The following is a 24,371-nucleotide window of genomic DNA, read 5'->3' as shown; positions in this document are numbered from 1 at the left end:
AACAATATGGATTCTCAGCCCTGTATGATCTGCTTATTTGTTGTTTAATTTTTTAATCAGGTTTACTTCGTCCAAACGGTAAGGTGTGCCATCTGGCTGAAAAATTTCGTGAAACCACTCAATAGGATCAGAACCATCAGCAAGTGGGGTATCCCAGGCATATTTGGTATTGGTTTTACCTGCGGCAAAACCCCAGTTAATGGCGCCAACGTTTTCTGCTTTTAACATGGGTAAAATGTTAGCAAAACGGCTGTTGCGCGGGCGTGCCATATATTCGGTACAGATCAAAGGGCGGCCGCTTGCTTTTAACAGATCGATAGTCCGCTGGTGCCAGTCTGGCGCCTCGTAGTTATGGTAAGTAACAATGTCTGAATTGGCCAATTGTATTTCATTCAGTTTTTCGAAACCCCAGCTCCAAAGCCCGATACTGATCGGCTGATCGGGGTTTACTTCGCGTGCCCAGCTAATGGTTTTGGTTAACAATGGAATGGTTGCTTCCAGTTTGCCGCTATTGCCAGGTTCGTTGTATAAATCCCATAGCAAAATGCGTTTATCATGCGCAAAATGGGTCAATACATCTTTCACATATTTTTCCAGCTCGGGGAAATTGGCTTCTTCTTTAAAAGCCGGATCGCCCGGATCCTGCAACCAGCCAGAATTGTGAATACCTGTTTTTGGTTCAGGTTGTTTACCTATGGCAGAAGTTTTGTTCCAGCAATCATCAAAAAATACGAACATGGGTTGAATGCCGTGTTTTTGGGTGATGGTTAAAAACTGATCCATGCGTTTTTTAAAACCTTCAGGATCCTGGCTCCAGGCTTTGCTGTATAAAAATACGCGCAGCGTATTAAAGCCAATGCTTTCGGCCCATCCCAGTTCTTTATCAATTACCTGGGGCGAAAAGGTATCTGCCTGCCACATTTCTAACTGATTAATGGCATTGGCCGGAATGTAATTCGCGCCGGTAAACCATTTATGCTCTTTATACCAGGCATTGGCTTTCTCTACCGACCACACTTTTGCAGGTTCAGTAGCTTTTTTGTTTTTCTGCGCATAGCCTGTGCTTAAACAAAGCGCAAAAGCAAAGGGAAGAAGATAGTTTTTTAAGTTCATTGGTATTTTATCTGATTATTTTTACTTTTTAACTGAGGGAGCTGCCAGCGGTGTACCTGTTTTCAAAGGAATGCCAAAATTTGGTGTTCCATCTTTATTCCAGGTAAATTGCTGTGCCCTTGGCGAACGGAAACCACCACAGCCCTGCCCTGGTTTATCGTTAGCATGGTACAAAATCCAGTCTTGTTTACCATCGGGCGATTTGAAAAAAGAGTTATGACCGGGGGCATATACACCATTTTCGATTGAACGCTCAAATACGGGTTTTTCTGATTTTTTCCAGGAAGCAGGATCGAGTAAATTGCTTTTGGCCGATGCGGTAAGCATGCCTAATGCATAAAAATCCGTCCAGCATCCACTGGCCGAGTAAATGATAAACAGTTTATCACCATGAGGTAAAAATTGGGGGCCTTCATTCACATCCACATGTTCGCCTCCTCCTAAATCGCCGTTCTTTTCCCAGCTAAACTTTGGAGAAGATATTTTAACGCGTGGCCCATCTATTGTCCATGGATTTTTCAGTTTGGCTATGAAAATTTCCTGCCTGCCATTGGTATCACCTTCCCACCCAGACCAAATCATGTATAACTGACCTTTAAAATCAATCACATCGCCATCTATCGCCCATTTATCTGTTTTATCGGCTATTTTACCTTTAAAAACCCATTCGCCCTGCATGGGATCGGCCGAAGCATTTTCCAGCACATACATGCGGTGATTATCGTTTTTACCATCATCGGCAGCAAAATAGGCATACCATTTCCCTCTTAAAAACATCACTTCGGGTGCCCATATTTCTTTGCTATAGGTGGTGCCGGCAGGTGCTTTCCAAATGGTTTTCCGTTCGGCATCCTTTAAGCCATCAATGCTTTTGCTTTTCCACAAATCGATGCGGTTGCCTGTGGTATGGGTATAGTAGTAATAGCCATCTTTATAAAAATTATAAGGATCTGCTCCGGAAGGCAACAAGGGGTTGGAAAAATTTTGTGCCTGGGTAGCCAAAGCGAGTAGCAGACCTGCAAAAACTAAGTAATATTTTTTAATCATACCATTTATTTGGTTAGGCATTTTCCGGTTAATTCTCCAGCGCTAAAAAAGCAATTTTCTTTTTCCCGGACGCCCCTTATCGTTTCAATTTTTCTACAAAACCGATCATTTTACTGCCCGTTTTGTACTGTTAATGTCCTGAAAGTTTTCGGATCAATCTGCATTACCATCTTTCCATCTTTCTCTTTTACAAATTTACCTGCTACAATTACTGTTGCGCGGGGTGATACTTTCTGATCGGAATAATGCACATGGAACACATATTGCAACTGACCATTGGCATCGACCAGAAAATCGCCATGCCCGGTGCCGTTTTGTTTAATATTAGCCTTGCTGATGATCGGATTTCCGCTGTACTTGGTCCAGGGGCCAAAGGGCGATTTTGAAGTGGCATAACCCACCGCATAATCGGGATTTCTAAAGTCGTTTGCCGAGTAAAACAGGTAATAAAGCTTATTCTTTTTCATTACTGTTGGTCCTTCAGTAACCGGCCAGTCAGTCTTGGCTGTATTTTCCCAATTGTCGGTACCCGAAATGCATTCTTTTAAAGTGCCGGGTATAATATCAGAAAAATCGGCTTTCATTTCAGCTACGAAAATGCGGTTACCACGATCTAAGCGCACATGGTACAGATAATTTTTACCATCGCTATCGGTAAATAAAAAGGGGTCGATTTGTTTACCATTACCCGATATCTCTTTTAATTTTTCCTGTTTAAAAGGTCCTAAAGGACTGTTGCTTTGGGCAATGGCGATCTGCTCATCGGCAGTGTAGGCCATGTAATAGGTTTGCCCGCGTTTAAAAACCTGTGGAGCCCAAAAACCTTTTGTACCAAAGGCATCACCTTTTTTTAAGGCATAGCCATTTTTGATCCCGGCAGGGCCAATCCAGTTTTTAAGGTCAGCAGAGCGATACACGAGAAAACCCTGATCGCCACTGGTACCATAGAGGTAATAATTTCCTTCATCGAAAAAGATGGTTGGATCGGCCAGGTAAATGGGTTTCGCATCCACCGTTTTTTGCTGCGCGCGAACCAGCTGCACCCACGCAAACAGGCACAACAGGAAAAATATAGAGCGGTATCTCAAAATGATTAAATTGGTTTAACTAAGATAATGAATAAAGGCAGGCATAGGATTTAAATCCGTATGCCTGCTGATTGTTATTAATAGGTAATTTTGGCTACCGGTGTGAAAATCATATCATCTACTCCTGCAATTTTTACACCTATACGGGCAAAAACATAATTTTGCGCCGGGGTAATAGCCGGAATGGTTACCGAAAGGTTAAGGTTGTTCAAATCGGCAATTGCAGCACCTGAAAGGGTTTGCACTGCCGCTCCACCAAAATTATTGCCCCCATCTACAAACTGTGTTTTATTGATGTAAAGCGATACACTTTCTACATTTTTTGCATTGGCATCGGTAATAATTTTCTCGAGCTTGCAGAAGCCATTTACTTTACCAGAAGCGGCTGTTAAGGTAGCGCCGCGAATCATATAATAGGGTGTTACTTCAATATCCATAGTCTTACTCCCACTAATGTTCACTGCAAGGGTATCTTGTTTGCCAGCTGCATTCTTTTTCCACAAAAATGGTCCCTGGTTAACCGAGAAAACCAGTTTGTAGTTACCATCAAATAGTTTGGCAGAAAAACTTCCTTCCTGGTTTACATTTACGTTTAGTGCCGAATAGTTACCAAAACCCGATTGCCAGAGTTCGAAATTCACCTGCCCGTATTGCACACCTATGGGCTCGCCTTTATATACAATTCTACCTGTAAAATCGGCCTGGGGTGCATCGTAATTATCTTTTTTACAAGCAGAAAATAATACGGCTATAATGGCCCCAATTATAAAATAAAATCTATTTTTCATCGCTCTATTTGATTATTGATTAGGGTTTCTGATAATTTTTGGATTGCCGTTTAATACATCCTGGCCTATTGAAGAATAATAGTTGCCAATGCGGAAACGGTGCGCTGCAGTAACGCGGCTGGGTTTAATTACTTTAAAAACATACTTTAAATGATTGGCGTTGCCTGGGTTGTAATATTTATAAGGCCATATACCAAATACCTGGGTACTGGTACGGGTTGCACTACCAATATTGGTGGCATTAATAAAATCGGCTGCCGACATATTACTGCCGTTCCATACTTTATCGGCCAGTCGCCAGCGTTTCATATCCCAAAGCTGCTGCCCTTCAAAAGCAAATTCTACTTTACGTTCGTGAACAATCCTGTCGAAAGTAATCTCTGCAGGGGTTAAAGCTGTAGTTAAGCCAGCGCGATCTCTTACGGGTTTTATATAGCCAGCTGCTGCTGCAAAATCGCCCAATTCGAAAGCGGCTTCGGCTGCATTTAATAATACTTCTGCATAGCGGTAACGAATCCACCAAACATCGCTACGGGTACCAATTTGACCCGATCCCGTTGCGGGATCTAAATATTTACGGATATAAAAACCAGATTGGGCGCTGAATTCCAAACCATCAACAGGTCCGTCTTTTCCAACCACCTGTACCGATGCCGGATTATCAGGCAAAACTTTATCCTTAGTCTGCCCAAAATTATCGCCGGTGATAATGGTGCCGTTGGCTAACTGGTAACCTGCCCAGATATCAACGGTTTTACCTTTAAACTGTGTTCCCGGAAGAATTACGGTACCGGCTAAACGGGCATCGCGACCTGCAAAAATATCGGTAATATTGGTATAGTAAACCGGATTTCCGCCTGCATCAACCGAAGCGAGTGAAGCATAGGTATTATCGAGTTTTTCGAAAGACTGCACCAGGTTTAACGATGGGTTTAACCTGCCACCCTGCGCTTCTTCTGCCGATGAACGGGGCTGGTTATCGATGGTAAAGCCATGCACTTTGTTGGTTTTCAATTTGAAATCCTTTACAAATATGACCTCAGGGTTGCTGCCTTTATCGGTAAATAGCGCAGCAAAATTATCAGAAAGGTTCGGATTCTTTTGGTAAAGCGAATATTTACCGCCATCAATAATCTGTTTGGCTGCGTTTAATGCTTTGGTAAAATAACCATTAGCTAATGTTGAAGAAATACCCACTTCGCCACCTGGCAAACTTAACTGAGAGTTGCTATATTTGGCAATAGAGCCTGCATAAAGTGCTGCTCTGGCCTCCATTGCGAGAGCGGCAGCTTTGGTTGCCCTGCTTTTTACGGTTGCATCATCAGGCAGTATGGTTTTAACAGCTTCCAGTTCGGCAATTACAAAATCATAAATTTCGGCTTCTTTTGCTCTCGGGTATTGCAGATAGCTGGGATCGCCGCTATAATCGTAATCTAAAGGTACGGTGATCAAGGGTACACCGCCCATGCGTTTTACCATTTCGAAATATACCCCTGCCCTGATAAAGCGTGCTTCGGCCATGAAACGGTCGCGGTCTGCGGGTTTCAAAGCTGTAGATTCCTGTCCACGCTTAATAAACATGTTCAGATCCCGGATGTAACCATAAACGCCCATATCCCAGTATCTCCAGGCATCGTAACCATATTCTAAATTCTGGTGACGGAAATAATCGCCCCCTGCCGAGGCAAAACCTTCGTCGAAATCGGCAAAGAGCCACCACGACTCTATGCGTTGAAAATCAGGATAACGATCGTATAAATCGCCCACCACGGTAAGTACCAGGTTGGGATCTTTCCAAACCGCGTCAATCGGTAAGGTACTGGTGGGTTGCTTATCTAAAAATTCTGAATCTTTTTTGCACGACTGCCCAAAGCTTAAATAGGCTATGGCCACAAATGCGTATATATATTTTTTCATCTGACTAGTCTTTTTCATGTTACAACGTTAATTTAATACCGATATTAAAAAACTTGTTTTGTGGGTATTGCAATCCATTATCATCAGCAATTTCCGGGTCTACGCCATAATCTTTCAGGTTATCGAAAGAGAAAAGATTATATCCGTTTACATATACCCGTGCATTCTGGATCTTGATTTTTTCGGCCCATCTTTTTGGCAGGGTATAACCCAGTTCGAGTGTACGCACCCTTAAATAGCGTACATTGTGCAGCCAGAAAGTAGAGTTGCGGTTATTGTTACTGTGATCGCGATCGTTAAAACGAAGTGCCGGATATTTTCGTGCTACCCAGGGGCTGTTCAGGTTAAACGGATCGGTACGGTGCCAGCTGTCGTCAGCAAAGTTTTGCAATAAAGCGCCGCCGTTTTGGAATGCCCAGCGCTGTTCCCAGTTCTGGTTCCAAGAATACATAGCACCGCCTGAAAAATCGGCTGTAAAATCGAAGTTTTTGTAAGAACCACCCAGTGTAAAACCAAAACCAATGTTTGGCTGGCCGGTAGTGGTATATCCGATTGGCCTTTCGTCAAGTCCATCGATAATGCCATCGCCATTCTGATCTTTATAAATTAAATCGCCAGGCAATAACGAACGGTTTCCTTTTCCATCGATATTCACTTTGTAGTTATTGATCTCATCAAAACTCTGGAACTGTCCGGTTACTTCGTATCCCCAGAAAATATTGGTAAAGCGGTCGGTACTGTTATTTCTGTAATTATCCCACGAGTTTCCGTAACGTGGTTTATATTGTTCTAAGAATTTTCTTCTGCTGATAGAGAAGTTACCGCCCACATTGTAATTAAACTCGCCAATTTTATCGCGGTAGTTTAAAGAAAACTCACCTCCATATTGTGCATCGCTTTCTAAATTCTCCTGAGCCAAGGGATAGCCCAGTTCAATAGGCACCAACACATCATTTTTAACCGCCATTAAGCCGGTACGTTTTCTGTAAAAGTAATCGGCTGTTCCGGATAGCTTACCTCCGAAAAGGGTAAAGTCTAAACCGATATCGGTTATTTTACTCTTAAACCAGGTCAGGTTGTTAATAATCGGACCTTTATCTCTTGAAGTTGTGATGGTTTTTCCATCGAGGATTGCTGTACCCTGATTGTAGTTATAACCCGGGATGTAAGCAAAAGGATCGATACCCAGATCATCATCACCGAGTACTCCATAAGAAGCGCGGAGTTTCAGATCGGTAAGCACATTGCTTTCACCCAGAAGCGATTTCATAAACTGCTCTTGTGTAATTCTCCAACCAATTGATGCTGAAGGGAAATAACCTACCCGTCTGTCTGGTGCAAATTTCCATGAAGCATCCCTGCGGCCCGAAAGCTCCAGGTAGTATTTGTTGTCGTAATTGTAATTTAACCTGGCTACATAACCAATACGGGCTTGTTCTTCCTGTATGTCGGCAAAATCCTGTCCGTCCATATCGGCAAACTGCAATACGGGCAAAATATTGGTTTGTGGTACCGCATGCTGGAAGGTGTAGGTTCTGAAACGGTCTAAACGTTCGGCCACCAACACGCCTCCAACGGTATGCTTGCCAAAAGTGCGGTTATAGTTGGCCTGAAGCTGGTAAGTATTGGTGTAAATTTTCTCGTTCCTGCGCTCGCGGTAAGGGTTTGAGCTGCCCACCTTCTCTTCATAAACACCAGTTTCAGGGTGATAAGTATATACATTGTAGGTGTACTCGTGCCCGTTAATAATATTATCGGCAATATAATAAGAGTATAAACCTTTTATTTCCAGCCCTTTTATCGGGGTATCGTAAGTGGCCGATAAATTGGTTTGCAATACGCGCCAGTCTGATTTCCAGTAACCGCTTAAGGCTTTGCTTTGTACGGCAAACTGTTCGGTATTGTGGCCAATATCGTTCGGGTAGTTCGGGTTACCATTGGCATAGGCTTGCTCGGTTGGGCGGTTGCGCAAAAGTGCAAAGCGTGCAGCCCAGTAATCATCTCCACCGGGTACGCCGGGCTGGTCGCGACTTTCAATACGGCCGTTAATTAGCATCCCTACCTTAAAGCGGTTGGTAATTTTAGCTTCGATATTGCTCTGGATATTGGTACGGTTAAATTCGAACTCGCGTGCAGTTCCGTACACGCCTTTCTGATCTAAACGGGTAGCTGAAAAGTAATAGTTTACTTTATCACTTCCGCCAGATGCGCTTAAGTTAACCGAAGTTTGTGGTGCATTGGGTGCAATGATAATATCTTTCCAGTTCTGGCTTTGGTAACCATACTCGGTACCGGCTTTCCATTTATCAAGCTCAGCCTGGGTAATATTGGTTGAACCGTTCTGGTTCATTTCGGCAGTTGCCTTGCCCAGCATCCATTGGTAAGCGTCGGTAGTTTCCGGAAAACGCACCCAGTTTTGCCATCCGGTGTAGGCATCAACACTAAAAGTATTGCGGGTATCGTTTTTACCTCTTTTGGTAGTTACTAAAATTACCCCGTTGGCTGCACGGCTACCATAAATAGCGGCTGATGCGTCTTTTAACACACTGATTGATTCGATATCGTTTGGCGAAATGTTATTGAACTGGCCTGCATCCTGCTGAATTCCATCAATTACATACAAAGGGTTACCCATATTACGGATCTGAATATTGGCCGATGCACCTGGTCTTCCATCCGGCATCCGGAAAGATACCCCGGGCAATTTACCTGCAAGACCTGTACTTACGGTAGAGCCGCCATGTACTTTTTCTAAATCTTTACTACTGATAGACGAGATAGCACCGGTAATGGCTTCTTTCTTTTGTGTGTTATAACCCACCACTACCACTTCCGAAAGATCATTATCAGCGGGTTTGAGTTTAACATTAACCTGCGAACGACCTGCAAGCGCAACTTCCTGGTTAATATAACCTATGTAAATAAAAATCAGCGTGGCGTTTTTATCCGCTACCTGAATTTTAAATTTTCCATCGCTACCAGTGGTTACCCCAGTACTAGTTCCTTTAACTTTTATGCTTGCACCAATAATGGTTTCACCTTTTTCGTCGGTTACCGTACCGGTAACGGTAGCTTTCTCCTGCGCGCTGAGTTGCAATGAAAGTAAAACCAGGGTAAATGAGGCGAAAATAACTGCGAGTACCTTGTATTTCAAAAATAGCTTTTGAAAAAGGTACCAATCGCGGCAGGCCATGCTGCCAGAAGAGAGTAGACTTCTTTTCATAAAGGTTTAAAATTTGGTTAGTTTGTGATAAAGGTGTGTACACCCAATTATCTATTTCAAAGATTGGCTTTTTAGGCACCGGGTGGGCTAACACTTTGTATCAATCTTTCTTCAATTTGTCTCGTTTTATCGATTTAGCACAATGCTTTAACTACTGTACTTATGCAATCAGGTTTAATTTCAGCGCCTATATCTTTGCTTTTGCTTTAATTTCAATGAAAGCTTCCTGCCATGGGCAGCAGCAAATCATTGTGGCAATGAAACCTTCCCGCCATGGGCAGCAACAAATCATTGTGGCAATGAAACCTTCCCTCCATAGGTGGCGACAAATCATTGTAGCAATGAAACCTTCCCTCCATAGGTGGCAACAAATCATTTTATTTAACAACAAAAATAACCACAGATAAAAATATGGACACAGCTATTTATGCTAATCTGCGTTTATCTGCGCGTATCCCCGTCTGACCGGCTGGGCAGGTGTGGTTAAAAATTAAGTCACCCTTATTAAGGTTGCCCCAGATAGAAATCAAATGGTTTATCGCGGTCGCAAACCAGTGTGCCATCTTTAAACTCGAGTTCGGCTACGTGTATGGAGGTCCGTTTGTTCGAATAAGAAAATACACCATCTGCATCAAGCGTGCCTTCGAAATGCACTTTCCTTCCGGGATGGGTAAAATAAAAGATATAAGCCTTATTCCCGATTACCTGAACGTCGGCATGGGCACCTGTTGGGGTATCTTCTGGCCTATGACCGGGTACATCGAGCACCAGACCTTGTTTTTCCCAGCTTTTACCATCTTTTGAGCGGTATACGCGCTGACCATGCCACTCATCGGTAATCATCCAGTACCAGTTGTTAAAAAAGAAAGCCTTTGCTCCTTCATGTGGTGCGCCACCAATGGCCGGCTCGGTTTGTGCTGTCCAGTGCTGCAAATCGTTGCTTTCGGCTGTCATGGTAATACTGCCTTTCGAGCTGTCTTTGTACCAAATATGCCATTTGCCATCAGGCATTTTTAACAAAGTCGGATCAATTACCTCTTCTGAATTCAGGGAGATGAAACCCTTATATTGCCATTTCCACAGGTTTTTACTGGTATAATGCGCTATTCTTGCCTTCCCTCCCCAGTGGTTACGAACGCCCTCAATGTAAGCCAGGAACATATGATACACACCTTTTTCGTAAATTACATCGGGCGCCCAAAAGGTATTTAAGCCCGGCTCGAAATCCAGATCAAGCGCCCCTTTGTAGACGAAGGTCTGGCCGTTATCGGTGCTGGTAGCCACACCTATATGGGTACCGTAGCAATAGGCAACATCACTGGTTTGGGCGTTGGCCCTGCGCTGGGTGTACAGCATCCACCAGCTTTTTTCGGCATGGTTATATACCATTACCGGGTCGGCGGCGCCATCGTAAATCGGATCGCGATATAGCGGTGAAGGTGCAATACGCATTTGCTGTGCCCTAGCTGCAAGCGAGAAAATGAGCAGGATAAATAAGCCGAAAGTTTTAATATTTTTCAATTTGAAACTGATTTGGTTAGCGGAACGCAAATAATGGCATTTGCCCCACTGCGCAAAACCGATCTGTCTCAATTTTTCTACTTATCTGCTCAAATTCAATTTTGGCTTAAAACCAGGCAGATCTTTAATATATTTGATCTTGCTGACCAATATCCAATTGAAAAAACTTTTCATCCTTTTTTTATTCCTCTTTACCGCCCAGATTTTGCTGGCCCAGCCCTACTATTTCAGGCGCTACCAGGTAGAGAACGGCCTATCGAACAACACCGCGTTTTGCAGCGTACAAGATGCCAACGGGTTTATGTGGTTTGGCACCAAAGACGGATTGAACCGTTTTGATGGTTATAGCTTTAAAACCTACCGCCATGATGCCGACCAGCCGGGTAGTTTGGGTAACGACCTGATTTACGCCCTGCACCACGATGATAAAACCCTTTGGGTAGGCACCAATGATGGTGTTTATGAATATAATCCGCTAAAAGAAAGTTTTACTTCGGTTAAAGCGACCAAAGGCATGCGCATTATTGATCTGGGGAGCGATAATAAAGGTAATTTGTGGGTGCTTTCCTCCTTTAAAATCTACCTCTACAACAAAAAAAATAAAACCACTACCGCTTTTACCACCAATGCCCCTTTCGATGCTTCATCGGTAGCGGTGCTTAAAAACGGCAGCATCTGGATCAGCACAGGCAGAGGTACGGTTGAAAAGTATAACCCAGAGCGCAACAACTTCCAGAGTTTTAACATTAACGGGAAAGGTAAAAAGCCTGAATACGGCTGGGTAGCCAAAATTGCAGAAACCACAAAAGGAGAACTTTTAATCGGAACCACCAACCAGGGGATTAAACTGTTTAATCCGCTTACCTTACAATCGAAAGATCTGCTGAGGCTGAACAGTGATCAAACACCCATATTTGTACGTGATATTAAACAGGTAGCCAGTCACGAATTCTGGATCGGAACTGAATCGGGCATTTACGTGTACAACGATGAAAGCAGTCAGATTACGCACATTACCAAGCAGTACAATAACGATTATTCGCTGAGTGATAATGCGATTTATACCATTTGTGCCGATCGAGAGGGTGGCGTGTGGACGGGTTCCTATTTTGGTGGCGTAAACTATTATTCGAGCCATACCTCCTTCTTTACCAAATATTTCCCCCAGGAAGGCCGCAATTCCATTAGTGGAAGCGATGTAAGGGAAATTACCAAAGATAAGAAGGGTAATTTCTGGATCGGAACAGAAGATGCCGGCTTAAATAAACTCGATGCCCAAACCGGTGCCTTTACACATTTTTTGCCCGATGGAAAAAAAGGCAGCATTGCTTATTCCAACATACATGGCTTGCTCGTAGATGGCGATAAACTCTGGGTGGGTACTTTTGAGCATGGCTTAGACCTTTTTGACCTGAAAAGCGAAAAGGTAATTAAACACTACCAGGCTGGTGTGGGCAATGCACTGCGCACCAACTTTATTGTTACCTTTTGCCGCACACGCAGTGGCGAAATTATAGTAGCTACCATTAACGGCATTTACCATTATAACCGCAAAAAAGATGATTTTGAACCCATCCCCGACTTGCCTTTTATTTTTTACGATTCGGTTATCGAAGATCATCAAGGCAATATCTGGGCCGGTAGTTTTAACGATGGCGTGTACTGTTTTAATTTATCCAAGCCCGGGTTTAAAAATTACCGCAACAAAGCAACCGATCCCGGGAGTTTAAGCCACAATACGGTTAACAGTGTTTTTGAAGATAGCCGTAAAAACATCTGGGTTACCACCGATGGTGGCGGCCTCTGTAAATTTGATACCCAAACGCAGCAATTTAAGCGCTATGGCAGTAAAAATGGTTTTCCGAGCAATTACCTTTTCCGCATTGCCGAAGATGCCAGCCACCGATTCTGGATTAGCAGTACGCGCGGGCTTATCCATTTCGATCCGGTAACCGGGCTTAGTAAAACCTATACCAAAGCAAACGGGCTGTTAACCGATCAGTTTAATTACAATTCGGCCTTTCAGGATAGCGATGGCCGCCTGTTTTTTGGCAGTGTAAAGGGGCTGGTAAGCTTCAACCCTACTAATTTCAGAACCAATTCTTACGAAACACCTGTTTTTTTAACCGGTTTTCAGGTAAACAGTACCGAAATTGGCGTAAAAGGTGCCGATTCGGTGTTAAACAAATCGATCGTATATACCGATACCATCGAGCTCAATTATGATCAGTCTTCATTTAGTATCGATTTCGCCGCATTAAGTTACCTTTCGCCGGCCATGACCGAGTATGCCTATAAAATGACCGGCCTGTATAAAGACTGGGAATATTTAAAAACAAACAGAAAGGTTTACTTTACCAAACTGGCTCCGGGTAAATATACTTTTGAGGTGAAAGCCATGGTAGAGGGCAGCAACAAATGGAGCAACAAAAATGTAAAATTGCTGATCAGGATCAGGCCACCTTTTTATCTGAGCCCGCTGGCTTATTTTATTTATGCAATTAGCGCCGCAGCCATTATCTTTTACCTGGTGCGCCGTTACCACCTTAAAATTGCGCTAAAAAACAGTCGCCGGATGGAAGTTTTCGAACACGAAAAGCAGAAAGAAGTGTACCAGGCCAAGATCGAATTCTTTACCAATGTAGCGCACGAAATCCGCACGCCGCTTACCCTCATTATTGGCCCGATGGAGAAACTGATTAAACAGGCACATGCAGTACCAACGATTGAAAAGAATTTGAAAATAATGGGCCGTAATACCGACAGATTGCTAAAATTAACCAATCAGCTGCTCGATTTCAGGAAAACAGAAACCAGTGATTTCTCGCTTAACTTTGTAAAGGCCGATATCCAGGAAATTTTGAAAGACGTATTCCTGCAATTTCAGCCCGCAGCGGAGCAGGAAAATATCAATTATCACATTAACCTGCCTGAGAAGGCACTTCTTGCTTACATTGACGTTGAGGCCTTTTATAAAATTATCAGCAACCTGCTCGATAATGCTATCAAATACAGTAAAACTACGGTAGAACTCGTTTTAGAGCAACCTGAGGGCGAAGATCAGTTTAAGGTATTGGTTAAAAACGATGGAAACCGGATTGGCATGGAACTTAAAGATAAAATTTTCGAACCCTTTTTCAGGGCTAAAGAAACTGAAATTAAAGCCGGTACGGGCATTGGGCTATCCATTTCCAAATCGTTGGCCCAGCTGCACAGCGGCGAACTGTATGTTGATTTTAATCACCCTGATTTTAATATATTTGTATTGGCGCTCCCCATCCATCAACTTATTGAATTTAACCTGAACGGAAAATGGAAGAAACTGTAACGGCGCCAGCTTCGAAAGATGCAGAAAAATCGGTGGTATTGCTGGTTGATGATAACGAAGATATCCTCGATTTCATTTCTGACGACCTGGAAGAAAAATACCAGGTGCTACAGGCACGCAATGGCATAGAAGCGCTTGAAATTTTACAACACGAAATCGTACAGCTCATTATCAGCGATGTAATGATGCCCGAAATGGATGGTTTTGAGCTTTGTGCTAAAATTAAATCTACGCTCGAGTTTAGCCACATCCCGGTTATCCTGCTTACGGCTAAAAACACGCTGCAATCTAAAATTGAAGGTTTAGAACTTGGCGCTGATGCTTATGTAGAAAAACCTTTCTCGCCCGAGTTTTTACAGGTGCAGATTTCGAGCCTGATTAAAAACCGCAACAAAATCAAAGAATATTTCTCGAGCTCACCGCTTCTGCACATTAAAAGCATTGCCTACTCAAAGGCCGATGAGCTGTTTTTAGAGAAATTGCAGGATACCATAGATAAGAACATCCACAACCAGGATTTGGATGTAGAACACCTGGCCGAGAAGATGAACATGAGCCGGCCTACCCTGTATCGAAAAATTAAATCGATTTCGAACCTGAGCCCCAACGAGCTAATTAATCTGGCGCGGCTAAAAAGGGCTGCAGAGCTTTTAAACGAAGGAAATTTAAAAATATACGAGATTTCGGAAATGGTAGGTTACAGTTCGCAATCGCACTTTGGCCGTAACTTTTCGAAGCAATTTGGCATGTCACCAACCGACTACCTGAACAGTAAACTGGCCGAGAAAAAGAAATCTTAATCCAGTCATTATCAATTTGTTTTGCGGTTATTTTTACGTAAATTGTTCTAACCAAAATATAGAAGTTATGAATATGCTTAAGAAAATCCAAAACTGGGGTGACCACCACCACCCAAAATGGTTAGACTACTTCAGAATTTTACTCGGACTGGTTTTAATTTGGAAAGGTGTAGATTTTTACATCAACATGCAGGCTTTTAGTAACCTGATGCGTGGCGCTTTTCTGGGTACAGCCATTAGTATCAGTTTACTGGCGCATTTAATTATCCTGATGCACATTATTGGCGGCATGGCCATTGCATTAGGCACTTATACGCGATTATTTTGTCTCTTAAATTTACCCATTTTGATTGGTGCGGTATTTTTCATCAATATTTCGGCAGGTATATTTAAACCTTACTCTGAATTTTGGTTTTCTTGCGCCGTACTCTTCGGATTAGTCTGTTTTTTAATTGAAGGGAATGGAATTTTATCGGTCGACAGGCAGAAACCTTACCCCGGCAAGGCGGCTTTAGGTAAAAATCACAATTAAAAATAGCCGAAAACAGCCGGTTTCAGCCTGCTAAATCATTTTTTTAAAAAAAATATTGCAGCTAACTAAATGATTAGCAGAACTTAAAAAATTAATATCAATAATAAGTTATAAAAGGTTTGCAGATTAGCTTCAACTTCGTACTTTTGCAGCGGAGAGCTGGCAGAGTGGTCGAATGCGGCAGTCTTGAAAACTGTTGACTGTAACAGGTCCGGGGGTTCGAATCCCTCGCTCTCCGCATGAAGGGATTGCTTCAGAAAAATCAGAGGGTTGCTCCAAAAAGAGCAGCCCTTTTTCTTTGAGTATCAATAACTTATGTCCGAACTCTACATTGATCGAAGGTGTTCTAAAACTACCCTCTTTAAATGTGAGTCCCTGTTTGAACACCTGATGTAAAATAGCGTGTTTCTGTGCCAGACTAGAATCCAGCAGAATTTTCGGCATATTCATCAAATAAGGCATCAATTGTAATTCTCCATGCAGATCGCTTTCCAGTCTTTGAGATAAATCGAAGTCTTCCTTAAGTTTCGCTTTCTCTCCTTCATATTTGATCATCCAGCGTTTATAGGTATGATCTATAATGGTTCCGTCAAACAATTTATTTTCTACATTTTCGATTTTGGCGTCAATGGCTTTCAATTGCGCATTCAGAACCTTTTTCCGCTGTTCACTGATCTGCAAAGTAGATTTAGCTAAACCTGTTACCCGGCTAATTAGATGATCTATGGCCTTTTGGTTAAAACTCAGTTCTTTTATCAGCAAATCAAAAGCATCGTGTACTTTTTGTCCGGAAATGTTCAGGTTGCTATGATTGATGCAGCGATAATACAGATAATAATTCTTTTTGCCTTTGCTCCACCCTGCCGTCATGTTGGTATTGCAGCATGGGCTCTTCAATATCCCCTTTAATGGAAATTCATCTTTAGGTTTGGTTTGCATGGTACGCTTGTTCAGCCCCAGCAATTCCTGAGCCCTGTAATATTGTGATTCGGTAACCATCCTTTCATGTAGGCCTTTTACCAGCTTTTCAGGCATGTTTACGCCGGCTGAAACCCGAACCAGCCCTGCGTACAAAGGATTGATTAGAATGCGGTGTATGGCCGAATTTCCACTATGAGGGAAGCCCAGTTCCTTGGCTTCTTTGGAAATCATGAATTTTGGCACTCCGGCTAGAAAATCCCTGTAGATCTTTTGAACGATAGGTTGTTTAATTGGGTCTATTTTGATGATCATTTTTCCGCCCTGCTCTTTGTGGTTAATATACCCATAGGGAGCAAGATTGATGTAACGGCCTGACTCCTGAGCATGGCGGGCACTTACTTTAGCTCTTTTACGAATGGTAAGCAGTTCCTGGTTGGCGATCAGGTATTTAAAAGCCCTAAGTAAGAAAACAGAGGGATCTTGGGTGTCAATATCCAATGGTTCACTGGTTGCGATTACTTTTAGTCCATACCGCTTTTCCAGCGATTCAATTTTCTGAAGTGCTTCAGGTAGGTTTCGACTGAAACGGTCATGATCAAATACGATCAGGTATTTGATTTTAGCTTTTCCTTTATTGCCTTTTATGAATTTTTCCAGGGCTTGATAATCCGGCCGGTCAAAAGTATAACTGCTTTCCCCGTCGTCTATAAATAGCGAAGCAAGCATAATTTGGTTTCTCTGGCAATATTCCAGGATTGCCTTTTCCTGATATTCCAGTGAATGGGTTGACTGGTCTTTTTTACTGATCCTGATGTATCCTATTGCGTCCATCTCTAATTCTTTTTACAATGTTTTCAACTATGATCTCTGCTATTAAATTTAGCAAATTATGATCGCTTTCGAATGATATTTCAGGATTTTCTATCAAAAAATTGTCTTTTGCCAGGGAGTCCCGCTCGTTATTATTTGAAACAGATTTAAGCAGATTTTGAAATAGGTTATCCATTTACGTGATCTTTTATAGGACAATTATAACCTTACCAACAATATAATTATGGGTAGTTCTATAACGTGTCCATAAAATTAAACTGAGGTAGACGTAAATAAGTTGCAAAAGGATGGTATTGTAGCGGCGCTGTAACGGTAATCAACGAATGTTGAATTATGCTTACAAAGGATAATGTTTTACACTTTTTGTTGTATTATGCACTGTCGAAAATTGTAAAGAAACGGTTCGACAATTATTTAAAAATAAAATATAACCGACTTATAAAATATCTAAACTAATCTTATTACATGCGTGATTTTTCAATCGACCTTCAAGCCGAAAAAATATATTCTGCAAAAACAAAGACTTATTTCTCCGAGGTAATAAAATCTTATTATTCAGAAAGCTATCGCTCCGCAATTGTTATGCTCTATTCCATTACGATTGCGGATCTGTTATTTAAATTAGAAGAACTCAAAGATCTTTACGATGATGACAGCGCTAAGGCAATTTTAAGAGAAATTGAGATCGCGAAAGAAAATCCAAAAAGTCTATCCGAATGGGAAAGCTTGTTGGTCGAGAAAATCAATAAACAGACCAATCTCTTCGCTCCAGAGGATTTTGTCCATATTAAGACATTAAGAGAACACCGACACTTGTGCGCCCACCCAGTAATGACCGAACATTATGAACTCTACCAACCAAACCGAGAAACCGTAAGAGCACATATTAGGAATATGCTAGAGGGTGTGTTGGTTAAACCAGCTATTTTGTCAAAAAAGGTACTCGACAGCCTTTTAGAAGATTTGGCTGACAAAAAGAGGCTTTTAAATAATGACCAGAAACTTGAAAATTTTCTGGGAGACAGATATTTAAAACGCTTCAACCTCAAAGTAAAACTGAGCGTATTTAGATCATTATGGAAAATTATTTTCAAATTAAATGACGTAAAAAGCGACCAAAATAGAAACATCCTTTACCGTACATTATCCCATTTGCTTAAAATAGATTATAATAACTATCTATTGGCAATTGAAGCGGAAAAGGATTACTATAGTGATATTGCAGAAGAACAGTTTTACCTTGCTGCGACCTTATTCAACCGGAATCCAAGTATTTACTTAAAACTCAGCGATACCTTCAAGACGCTTTTTCATTCATATACCCAAAGGAATGCTAATATGGATGCATTCTGCGTCTTTTTGTCAGCAGATGTTAAGGAGCACATGGATAAAATATTAGATATGAATACCGGTTGGGAATCTCCTTATGAATATACCACTATTCATACAGAGACCATCAGTGAAGTTGTGGGCATTGGTGTATTGCACCATCACCGTGATGAAGCATTTGGCTTCCTAATTGAAATGTTTAGCTATAGTAATCAATATGCACAAGCTGATGACCGTTATGATCAGCTCATCAAACCCAATTTAGATAAATTTACGCAAGCCGAATTGATTTTGATTCTAAAAAAAATGAACAGCAATAACCAGATTAGCGGGCGCAGAAAAGGTTCAATTACTAAACAAGAAGTTTCTGATGTTTTAAAGATGAGATTTAACATTGAAGATCAATCTTAACTCTATCAAATAGTTTGCTATTTGATCGTGCAACCATCGTTTTGTTCATTTTTGTTAATTTTACGAAACCTGGATTCTTTTCAATAAGTTTATAACTTAAATTTCACTCTCATGAAAACTAATGCTTTCCAGTTTAATAAAATAGCGATATACCTTGCATTGCTTTTTAGTGGCAAACAATCCTTTTGTCAGAAAATTATAAAAGACAGCCGTGGAAAGGATGTCTTAGAATACTATAAAGGAGGCGCTATTCAAGGCGATTTTTCACCAACTCAAACCTCTCTTTCCGTTTCATATAGCCATGTACTGGGAAGTCCAGTATTCTATTATGTAAATAGTGATACTACACAAAAGACAGTTGGAAAATCACATGCAATTAGTTTTACCGGAAAGGTAGAAGGAAGTGGCACGGATGCCGGAAAGCCGTTTAATTTTTCAAAAGGCTTAGTAAGGCCATCTTACAGACTGGAGATCGGATACCAGCGGACAATTGATAAGTTCTATAATATCTCAAAAATACCAAGTAGCAAACCCTTTGCATTTAGTGCTGGCGCCAATATTTTTGGGGAATACCAAGATATTAACCTTTACGACACCTTGAGCAAAACCCAGAGCAGCCTTCATCCTTTTGTTTATGGACTACACGGCCATTTAACATTATTTAATTCTAAGGGTTTTAAAAAAGGTTTGCTCAAAGAATTCGCCTGGGCGTTTTCAATATCGGGTGATATTTCAAGCACATATAATTCTGAAAATTTTATTTCTTACCAGGAAAGGACGGCAAGCGGATATATTGACCCAAATATAATTGCATTGGGAGATGAATCGGGAAATATTGGGACATACAAACGTACTGGTGCTTATAGACTTCGTGCATCACTTCCGATTTTCCTGAGCCAATATGTTAACCTAACGCCGTATGCATCAATGTATGGGTTTAATGGTAGTTCCAACAACTGGCTACCTGGTTTTTCAATCAATTTTTTTACTGGCTCGCCAAGAGCTGAAAAAAGCAGTTTAGAACAGGGATTCGGTCTTGCAGTTGACTGGGCAAAAACAAAAGGCGTTCGAAAACCAACCGTTGCCATTTATGGGAGCATAGCTTTCGATAAGCTCAAAAAATTAATAAAAGGAATATCAGAATAAGGAGTAACAGCGTGACTTTTTCAATGAATATTTAAAAAATAAATGTTTATAATCACTCGCTTATTAGTCAAACGATTATTATGTCAACCAAAACATTACTCAACATTTTACAACTTGCATATTCCCCTATTAGCAATTATGATTTTGCCGTTATAAAAGATGATAAGCTGATCAAGGGGTACATGAATAAAGCAAGCATTTATGCCATCGTTCAACGGCCAGTATTAACCTTCCAAAACCTTGATGTCGACAAAACCAATCCTATAGACCCTTTTCTAACCTTTGAAATCCATCAGCAGGGCAACAAAGAAATATTAACTGGCCGGCTTCGTATCTATCAGCGAAATTTTGGAGCAGATAAGGATCAAGGAATTTATATCGCAGTAACACATACCTATCCTAAGCCAAATGATGAGGAACCATCATTTCCTTTTTTTAACGTAGCAAACTTCATTTTCAAAACTGCTAAACAAGATGTTATTTGGTTATCCCCTGAGAAACTTATTTATCATTATCTCCGCGATACAATTGAGGTAGATATTTTTGGGAATATTCCAACCCTTTTAAAATACCAGGTATATTATGTAGGAAAAAGTACAGAACAAGATATTGTCGAACGATTGACTGGGCATTCACATTTACAAGATATCCTCTCTTTGGAGCGCCCCCTTCATTATGGTACATTGCCTACCGATGAGATCGCAATATTATTCTTCGAATTCCAAGAGAATTTCAATATCGCAAGCGTTGGTGAGGAAGATGGTGAGGAAGAAATGCAGGAAATGGTTGATTTGATAATGGGACGAACGAGCATTGATGATAAAGCCATTTATCTAGACGCTGAAAAAGCACTGATAAATGTACTTAAGCCTAAACACAACCGGCAGTTATATAATAATTATCCTAAAAGTGCCGATGGCCTTTACAAACATAATTTGAATCTTTTAACTTACTCATTGTATGATCCCCTGACACTAATGTATTCAGACGGAGAGATTAGCGGAGATCCGAACTACTTAGGTGCTGATAGGATTGTAATAGAAAATGGTTCTAATTTATATATTGAAAAATTTAAAAAATAACCTCGCGTATTAAACAAAAAATTAAACTTGCTGCCAAAGGCTTACGAGCAGAAATATCCTAGTTCCCTCGTAGTCGTTCAATTTGCGATTCTATTTCTGCATCAAGTGCATGTGCGGCGTTTCCAAGCGCGTCAAAAATCATATTCATTTCTGTGCGAAACGCAATTAACTTACACAGTGCTTTATGAGGACTCAATTTTATTATTTGTTTGAAGGTATTCTCCAAGGTATCAAGCCTTGTGGGCTTTACATACGTCCAATTTTTTTTATAAGCAAGTATCATTTTCTTGTGCCCATCGTTATAAGATAAGCTGTCATTCCCTGCCTTTAAATTTTTTAATTCAAACTCTTTTGCATTATAGAATGAATAAAAAATCAGGTATTCATTTAATTTCCAATCATCGGAAGAAAAATTACCCTGCTCTTCTAGAAGGAATTGATAATAGCCTTTCGCTATCCCCACCTTATTTAGTAGATGTTCGGATACCATAGCTGAAATTCCTTTCACCTGATCGGTTTGGAAGGTAAAGTATTTTTCCAAGAATGCAACCCATTCTTCCTTACTGTTAGCAGCCCAGCCAGGTTTAATGTCGCTGTTTGTTAAATATGGGTCTTTAGTAGTCATATTTATACTCATAAAATCCCTTCCCGATCTCCAGTCTGGTTGATATTTCAAAATAGCATCTGTTAAAAAACGTAGCGCTATGGTTGTGAGCAAAAGTTCCTCTTTAGCCTGGTGATATAAATTGTTTCTTACATCATGACAAAAACTGAGCGTATCTCTCTCTTCCCTGGTAATAATGTGCTCAGAGATGCAAGCTTTCAGCATATCGTCATAATTATAAAGTATTTTTTTCCTAAGGGTATAACTATACTTCGGTGGCCTTGAAGTAAACCAATCGTCACGCGAAAATCGATTTTTCATGAGTTCTGCGAGCTGTATTTCGATGAAATTGTCAAGCAATATTACCGCTAAACGTTGTTTTGCAAATTCGTTTGATTTTGCAAGTTTTCCAGCTTCTGCCAGTTGCGTTTTCAGTAATATAACTCTTTCCATATTAAAATTTAGTAAAACACATTGCAGGTACCAAACATGCCAATCAGATCTTTCAAATCACACACAAAACAAGATATCTTATCTATAATTACCAGTTTAGTTGAGCGGATAAGTTTTTCCTGTACCCCTTTCAGTCACTGTAATTTTTACTGTACCGTCCTCTTGCCCATTGGCGAAAAATTGGCTGTTATTGGGAAGGTTATTTAAGATATGTGGTGTAATTATATGATCAATTTGTATTTCGATAGTTGGGATGTGATTATAGTGGCAGGTAATAATAATGGTAAATGTTTTTACACCGTAGTTTATCTGTTTGTTAAACGAAACTTCTGCGCTCGCCCTCCCTCTTCGTATAAAATACTTCAGAACCTTTCCTAAAACAGCAGCTTCAACAGCACCTAAAAGACCATCACGGATATGGGAGACAATGTTGAAATCTGAAAAAACGAACTCTAATACTTCCTGTGCTATATTTGCTTTATTCAGCGGTCTATCAACCGTTATTCCAACAGCCTGAAATTCTTTGTTAATCGCTTCTAGTTCTTGATCGGATATCTTACCGTTTATTAGTAAAGTCTTTGGGGAATTTAGCACAAACTGAGATTTTTTCCTCGTAGGTTTCTTCATTTTTTATTTATCTTTCTTTGTTTTAGGTATTAAATTATCATCAATAAAATGGTTAGGTTTCCATCCTTTAATTAATTTGTCCAGAAAAAATTCGTCTATTAATGACAAGCCAGTACCAATAGCCGTTCCAACACCACCTGCCCCCATAACATCCAAGGTGATTCCTATACCTTCAAAAATCATAAACCTTGTTGCCTTGACTGGTAGTTTGTCAACGAAGGTTTCTCTGGTACTTTCCTTGTAGTATTCACCAATAAAGCTTTTATCTTCAGGAACTTTTGCGAGCCATTCTCGAAATTTATCGGCCTTTTCCAATAATCCAATTAAATCTTTAGGTGTAATAATACCCTGAATAAAAGCATCGCCGATGGAATGACAATCTGCCAGCACATATTCCCCAAAAAGATCAAGATTTTCCTGACTGTTTGTTCTTCTTTGGATGATATCTTCAAACTGTTGATTGATAAAATCAGAATACAATGTTGTAGTTACCAATTCACTTTCAAAATGTGAAGCAATAAAAATGTCTCCTTTTGATTCCGATAAAGCCAACAGAAAGCCACTGTAATTGAAGTCAAAGTGTGTATCTCCTTTGACTTTTTTACTCATGGTATTATAATTTTTGATATCAAGATTGGTTTTTAAAGAAAAGGCATCAAATGGGCCAAATGAGCCGTCTTTTACTATCCCAATTTCCAATTGCGCTGGCAGCTCAAATTCAGGTAACTGACTGGTAAGATAAATTGGCAATAATTTTTTCAAAAGTTGTTCATTTTCAAAGTCTGACTTTATCTGATCGACGATTTCAGTGTCATATCGAAATGGCTCAGTGATTTTGGAAAGCTCATCAGAGAATTTCATGTTTTTGGCGCTATTGCTTACAAATTCCCTATGTGCCTGATAAAGGATACCCGAAGCAGTTTCGTTCTGTGCAGCCCAAAGTTGAATCCCATACCTGTCACCATCAAAAATCATTGAACCTAAAATATTTTCCCTTATCCGCAATGTAAGACGTCCGGACTGGATGAGCTCCTTAAGAAAGTCTTCACCGAAATACTTCAATAATATTACAAGCTCCGCCTTATGTACCAGGACTACGATGTTCCCATAAAACAGCATGCTATCTATCAAAAATGAAACATCCAGATTTTCATTACCCCGCTCTTTCGACTTTATACATATCTTTTCAAACATGCTCTAAAATGATGATTTTTTAACCTTCAGTCAAATATATTTATTAACTAAAACACATCATATACTCTATTAACTAATGAAAATCACCAACTCCCCTATATATACCCCAATATACTCTGCTGCCCTTCTCCAATTTTGGTTCAGTCAAAAACATTGAACCATGAACAATACACCTGAACCAAGAGGCCGAAACTTTAACGGCAAACATTACCCAAAGCTCAGAAGGATCGTAACCGCGCCGCGCAAAATCATCCGTACAAAACTTAGAGGTTTTCTATCCTTACACCTGGAGCAATTGATCGATACTCTACCCATAAGCCAGCCGATCAACCGGCGCAGACCAGGATATAACAACGGAATTTAACCATCAAATTGTATCACCATTTTTAATCAGCACTGCTTCAGTGAAAGGGGTA

The 24,371-nt window shown here is 40.7% G+C and carries 18 protein-coding genes, 1 tRNA gene and 1 pseudogene; 9 read left to right on the top strand and 11 right to left on the bottom strand.

From position 1 onward, the window contains the following. Window positions 1-33: 33 nt before the first annotated feature. From BLR37_RS16040 to BLR37_RS16015, 6 genes are all read right to left on the bottom strand, one after another. Window positions 34-1,113, bottom strand: coding sequence for a glycoside hydrolase 5 family protein (locus tag BLR37_RS16040; RefSeq protein WP_090770269.1), 1,080 nt, complete (start codon window positions 1,111-1,113; stop codon window positions 34-36). A 21-nt stretch (window positions 1,114-1,134) separates the two neighbouring features. Continuing rightward, window positions 1,135-2,181 (bottom strand): glycoside hydrolase family 43 protein, encoded by a 1,047-nt coding sequence (locus BLR37_RS16035; RefSeq protein WP_244154677.1) that lies wholly within the window; start codon window positions 2,179-2,181, stop codon window positions 1,135-1,137. Between the two features lie 89 nt (window positions 2,182-2,270). After that, window positions 2,271-3,248 (bottom strand): glycoside hydrolase family 43 protein, encoded by a 978-nt coding sequence (locus BLR37_RS16030; protein WP_244154676.1) that lies wholly within the window; start codon window positions 3,246-3,248, stop codon window positions 2,271-2,273. Window positions 3,249-3,325: 77 nt separating this feature from the next. After that, a complete protein-coding gene (locus tag BLR37_RS16025) occupies window positions 3,326-4,036 on the bottom strand; it encodes a DUF3823 domain-containing protein (RefSeq protein WP_090770265.1) in 711 nt (236 codons plus the stop codon). 12 nt (window positions 4,037-4,048) lie between these two features. After that, entirely contained in the window at window positions 4,049-5,953 is a 1,905-nt protein-coding gene (locus BLR37_RS16020; protein ID WP_090770684.1) for a RagB/SusD family nutrient uptake outer membrane protein, read from the bottom strand. 19 nt (window positions 5,954-5,972) lie between these two features. After that, window positions 5,973-9,176: a SusC/RagA family TonB-linked outer membrane protein gene (locus BLR37_RS16015; RefSeq protein WP_244154675.1), complete on the bottom strand. Its 3,204-nt coding sequence runs from the start codon at window positions 9,174-9,176 to the stop codon at window positions 5,973-5,975. Between the two features lie 35 nt (window positions 9,177-9,211). Here BLR37_RS16015 and BLR37_RS25135 point away from each other — a divergent pair, with 35 nt between their 5' ends. Continuing rightward, the gene (locus BLR37_RS25135) at window positions 9,212-9,583 is read left to right on the top strand and encodes a hypothetical protein (protein WP_143009590.1); all 372 of its coding nucleotides are present in this window, start codon (window positions 9,212-9,214) and stop codon (window positions 9,581-9,583) included. A 97-nt stretch (window positions 9,584-9,680) separates the two neighbouring features. Here BLR37_RS25135 and BLR37_RS16005 read toward each other — a convergent pair whose 3' ends face one another. Further along, window positions 9,681-10,697 (bottom strand): glycoside hydrolase family protein, encoded by a 1,017-nt coding sequence (locus BLR37_RS16005; RefSeq protein WP_090770682.1) that lies wholly within the window; start codon window positions 10,695-10,697, stop codon window positions 9,681-9,683. Window positions 10,698-10,854: 157 nt separating this feature from the next. Between BLR37_RS16005 and BLR37_RS16000 the strand changes: the two genes are divergently transcribed. The 4 genes from BLR37_RS16000 (at window position 10,855) to BLR37_RS15985 (ending at window position 15,595) form a co-directional block, all read left to right on the top strand. Then, window positions 10,855-14,025 carry a ligand-binding sensor domain-containing protein gene (locus BLR37_RS16000; RefSeq protein WP_090770259.1) on the top strand — a complete coding sequence of 1,057 codons (3,171 nt, stop codon included), beginning with the start codon at window positions 10,855-10,857 and terminating at the stop codon, window positions 14,023-14,025. Beyond that, window positions 14,010-14,825 (top strand): response regulator transcription factor, encoded by an 816-nt coding sequence (locus BLR37_RS15995; RefSeq protein ID WP_090770257.1) that lies wholly within the window; start codon window positions 14,010-14,012, stop codon window positions 14,823-14,825. The genes BLR37_RS16000 and BLR37_RS15995 overlap by 16 nt, the downstream gene beginning before the upstream one ends. A 67-nt stretch (window positions 14,826-14,892) precedes the next feature. After that, window positions 14,893-15,357 (top strand): DoxX family protein, encoded by a 465-nt coding sequence (locus tag BLR37_RS15990; RefSeq protein ID WP_090770256.1) that lies wholly within the window; start codon window positions 14,893-14,895, stop codon window positions 15,355-15,357. Between the two features lie 153 nt (window positions 15,358-15,510). Further along, a tRNA-Ser gene (locus BLR37_RS15985) sits at window positions 15,511-15,595 on the top strand. Between the two features lie 731 nt (window positions 15,596-16,326). On the opposite strand, the pseudogene BLR37_RS25755 reads toward BLR37_RS15985, so the two are convergent. Beyond that, window positions 16,327-17,109: pseudogene (locus BLR37_RS25755) on the bottom strand (recombinase family protein); the annotation flags it as partial. A gap of 465 nt (window positions 17,110-17,574) precedes the next feature. On the opposite strand from BLR37_RS25755, the gene BLR37_RS15960 reads away from it, so the two are divergent. The 3 genes from BLR37_RS15960 (at window position 17,575) to BLR37_RS15950 (ending at window position 21,077) form a co-directional block, all read left to right on the top strand. Continuing rightward, window positions 17,575-18,849 (top strand): hypothetical protein, encoded by a 1,275-nt coding sequence (locus BLR37_RS15960; protein ID WP_090770250.1) that lies wholly within the window; start codon window positions 17,575-17,577, stop codon window positions 18,847-18,849. A gap of 111 nt (window positions 18,850-18,960) precedes the next feature. Next, window positions 18,961-19,995, top strand: coding sequence for a hypothetical protein (locus tag BLR37_RS15955; RefSeq protein WP_090770248.1), 1,035 nt, complete (start codon window positions 18,961-18,963; stop codon window positions 19,993-19,995). Between the two features lie 80 nt (window positions 19,996-20,075). Next, entirely contained in the window at window positions 20,076-21,077 is a 1,002-nt protein-coding gene (locus BLR37_RS15950; RefSeq protein WP_090770246.1) for a hypothetical protein, read from the top strand. Window positions 21,078-21,135: 58 nt separating this feature from the next. Here the strand turns inward: BLR37_RS15950 and BLR37_RS15945 are convergent, their stop codons facing one another. From BLR37_RS15945 to BLR37_RS15935, 3 genes are all read right to left on the bottom strand, one after another. Continuing rightward, on the bottom strand, window positions 21,136-22,134 hold the full coding sequence (locus tag BLR37_RS15945) for a hypothetical protein (protein ID WP_090770244.1): 999 nt from the start codon (window positions 22,132-22,134) through the stop codon (window positions 21,136-21,138). Between the two features lie 96 nt (window positions 22,135-22,230). Continuing rightward, window positions 22,231-22,761, bottom strand: a complete 531-nt coding sequence (locus BLR37_RS15940; RefSeq protein WP_090770242.1) for a hypothetical protein — start codon at window positions 22,759-22,761, stop codon at window positions 22,231-22,233. 3 nt (window positions 22,762-22,764) lie between these two features. After that, complete coding sequence (locus tag BLR37_RS15935) at window positions 22,765-23,955, bottom strand: hypothetical protein (RefSeq protein WP_090770240.1); 1,191 nt, start codon at window positions 23,953-23,955, stop codon at window positions 22,765-22,767. A gap of 160 nt (window positions 23,956-24,115) precedes the next feature. Between BLR37_RS15935 and BLR37_RS25130 the strand changes: the two genes are divergently transcribed. Continuing rightward, a complete protein-coding gene (locus BLR37_RS25130; protein ID WP_143009588.1) occupies window positions 24,116-24,319 on the top strand; it encodes a hypothetical protein in 204 nt (67 codons plus the stop codon). The last annotated feature ends 52 nt before the right edge of the window (window positions 24,320-24,371 follow it).

The sequence above is a fragment of the Pedobacter soli genome, from assembly GCF_900101435.1.
Lineage (GTDB): Bacteria > Bacteroidota > Bacteroidia > Sphingobacteriales > Sphingobacteriaceae > Pedobacter > Pedobacter soli.
The sequence above is the reverse complement of the archived record's forward strand: the minus strand, read 5'-3'. Positions and strand labels throughout refer to the sequence as shown.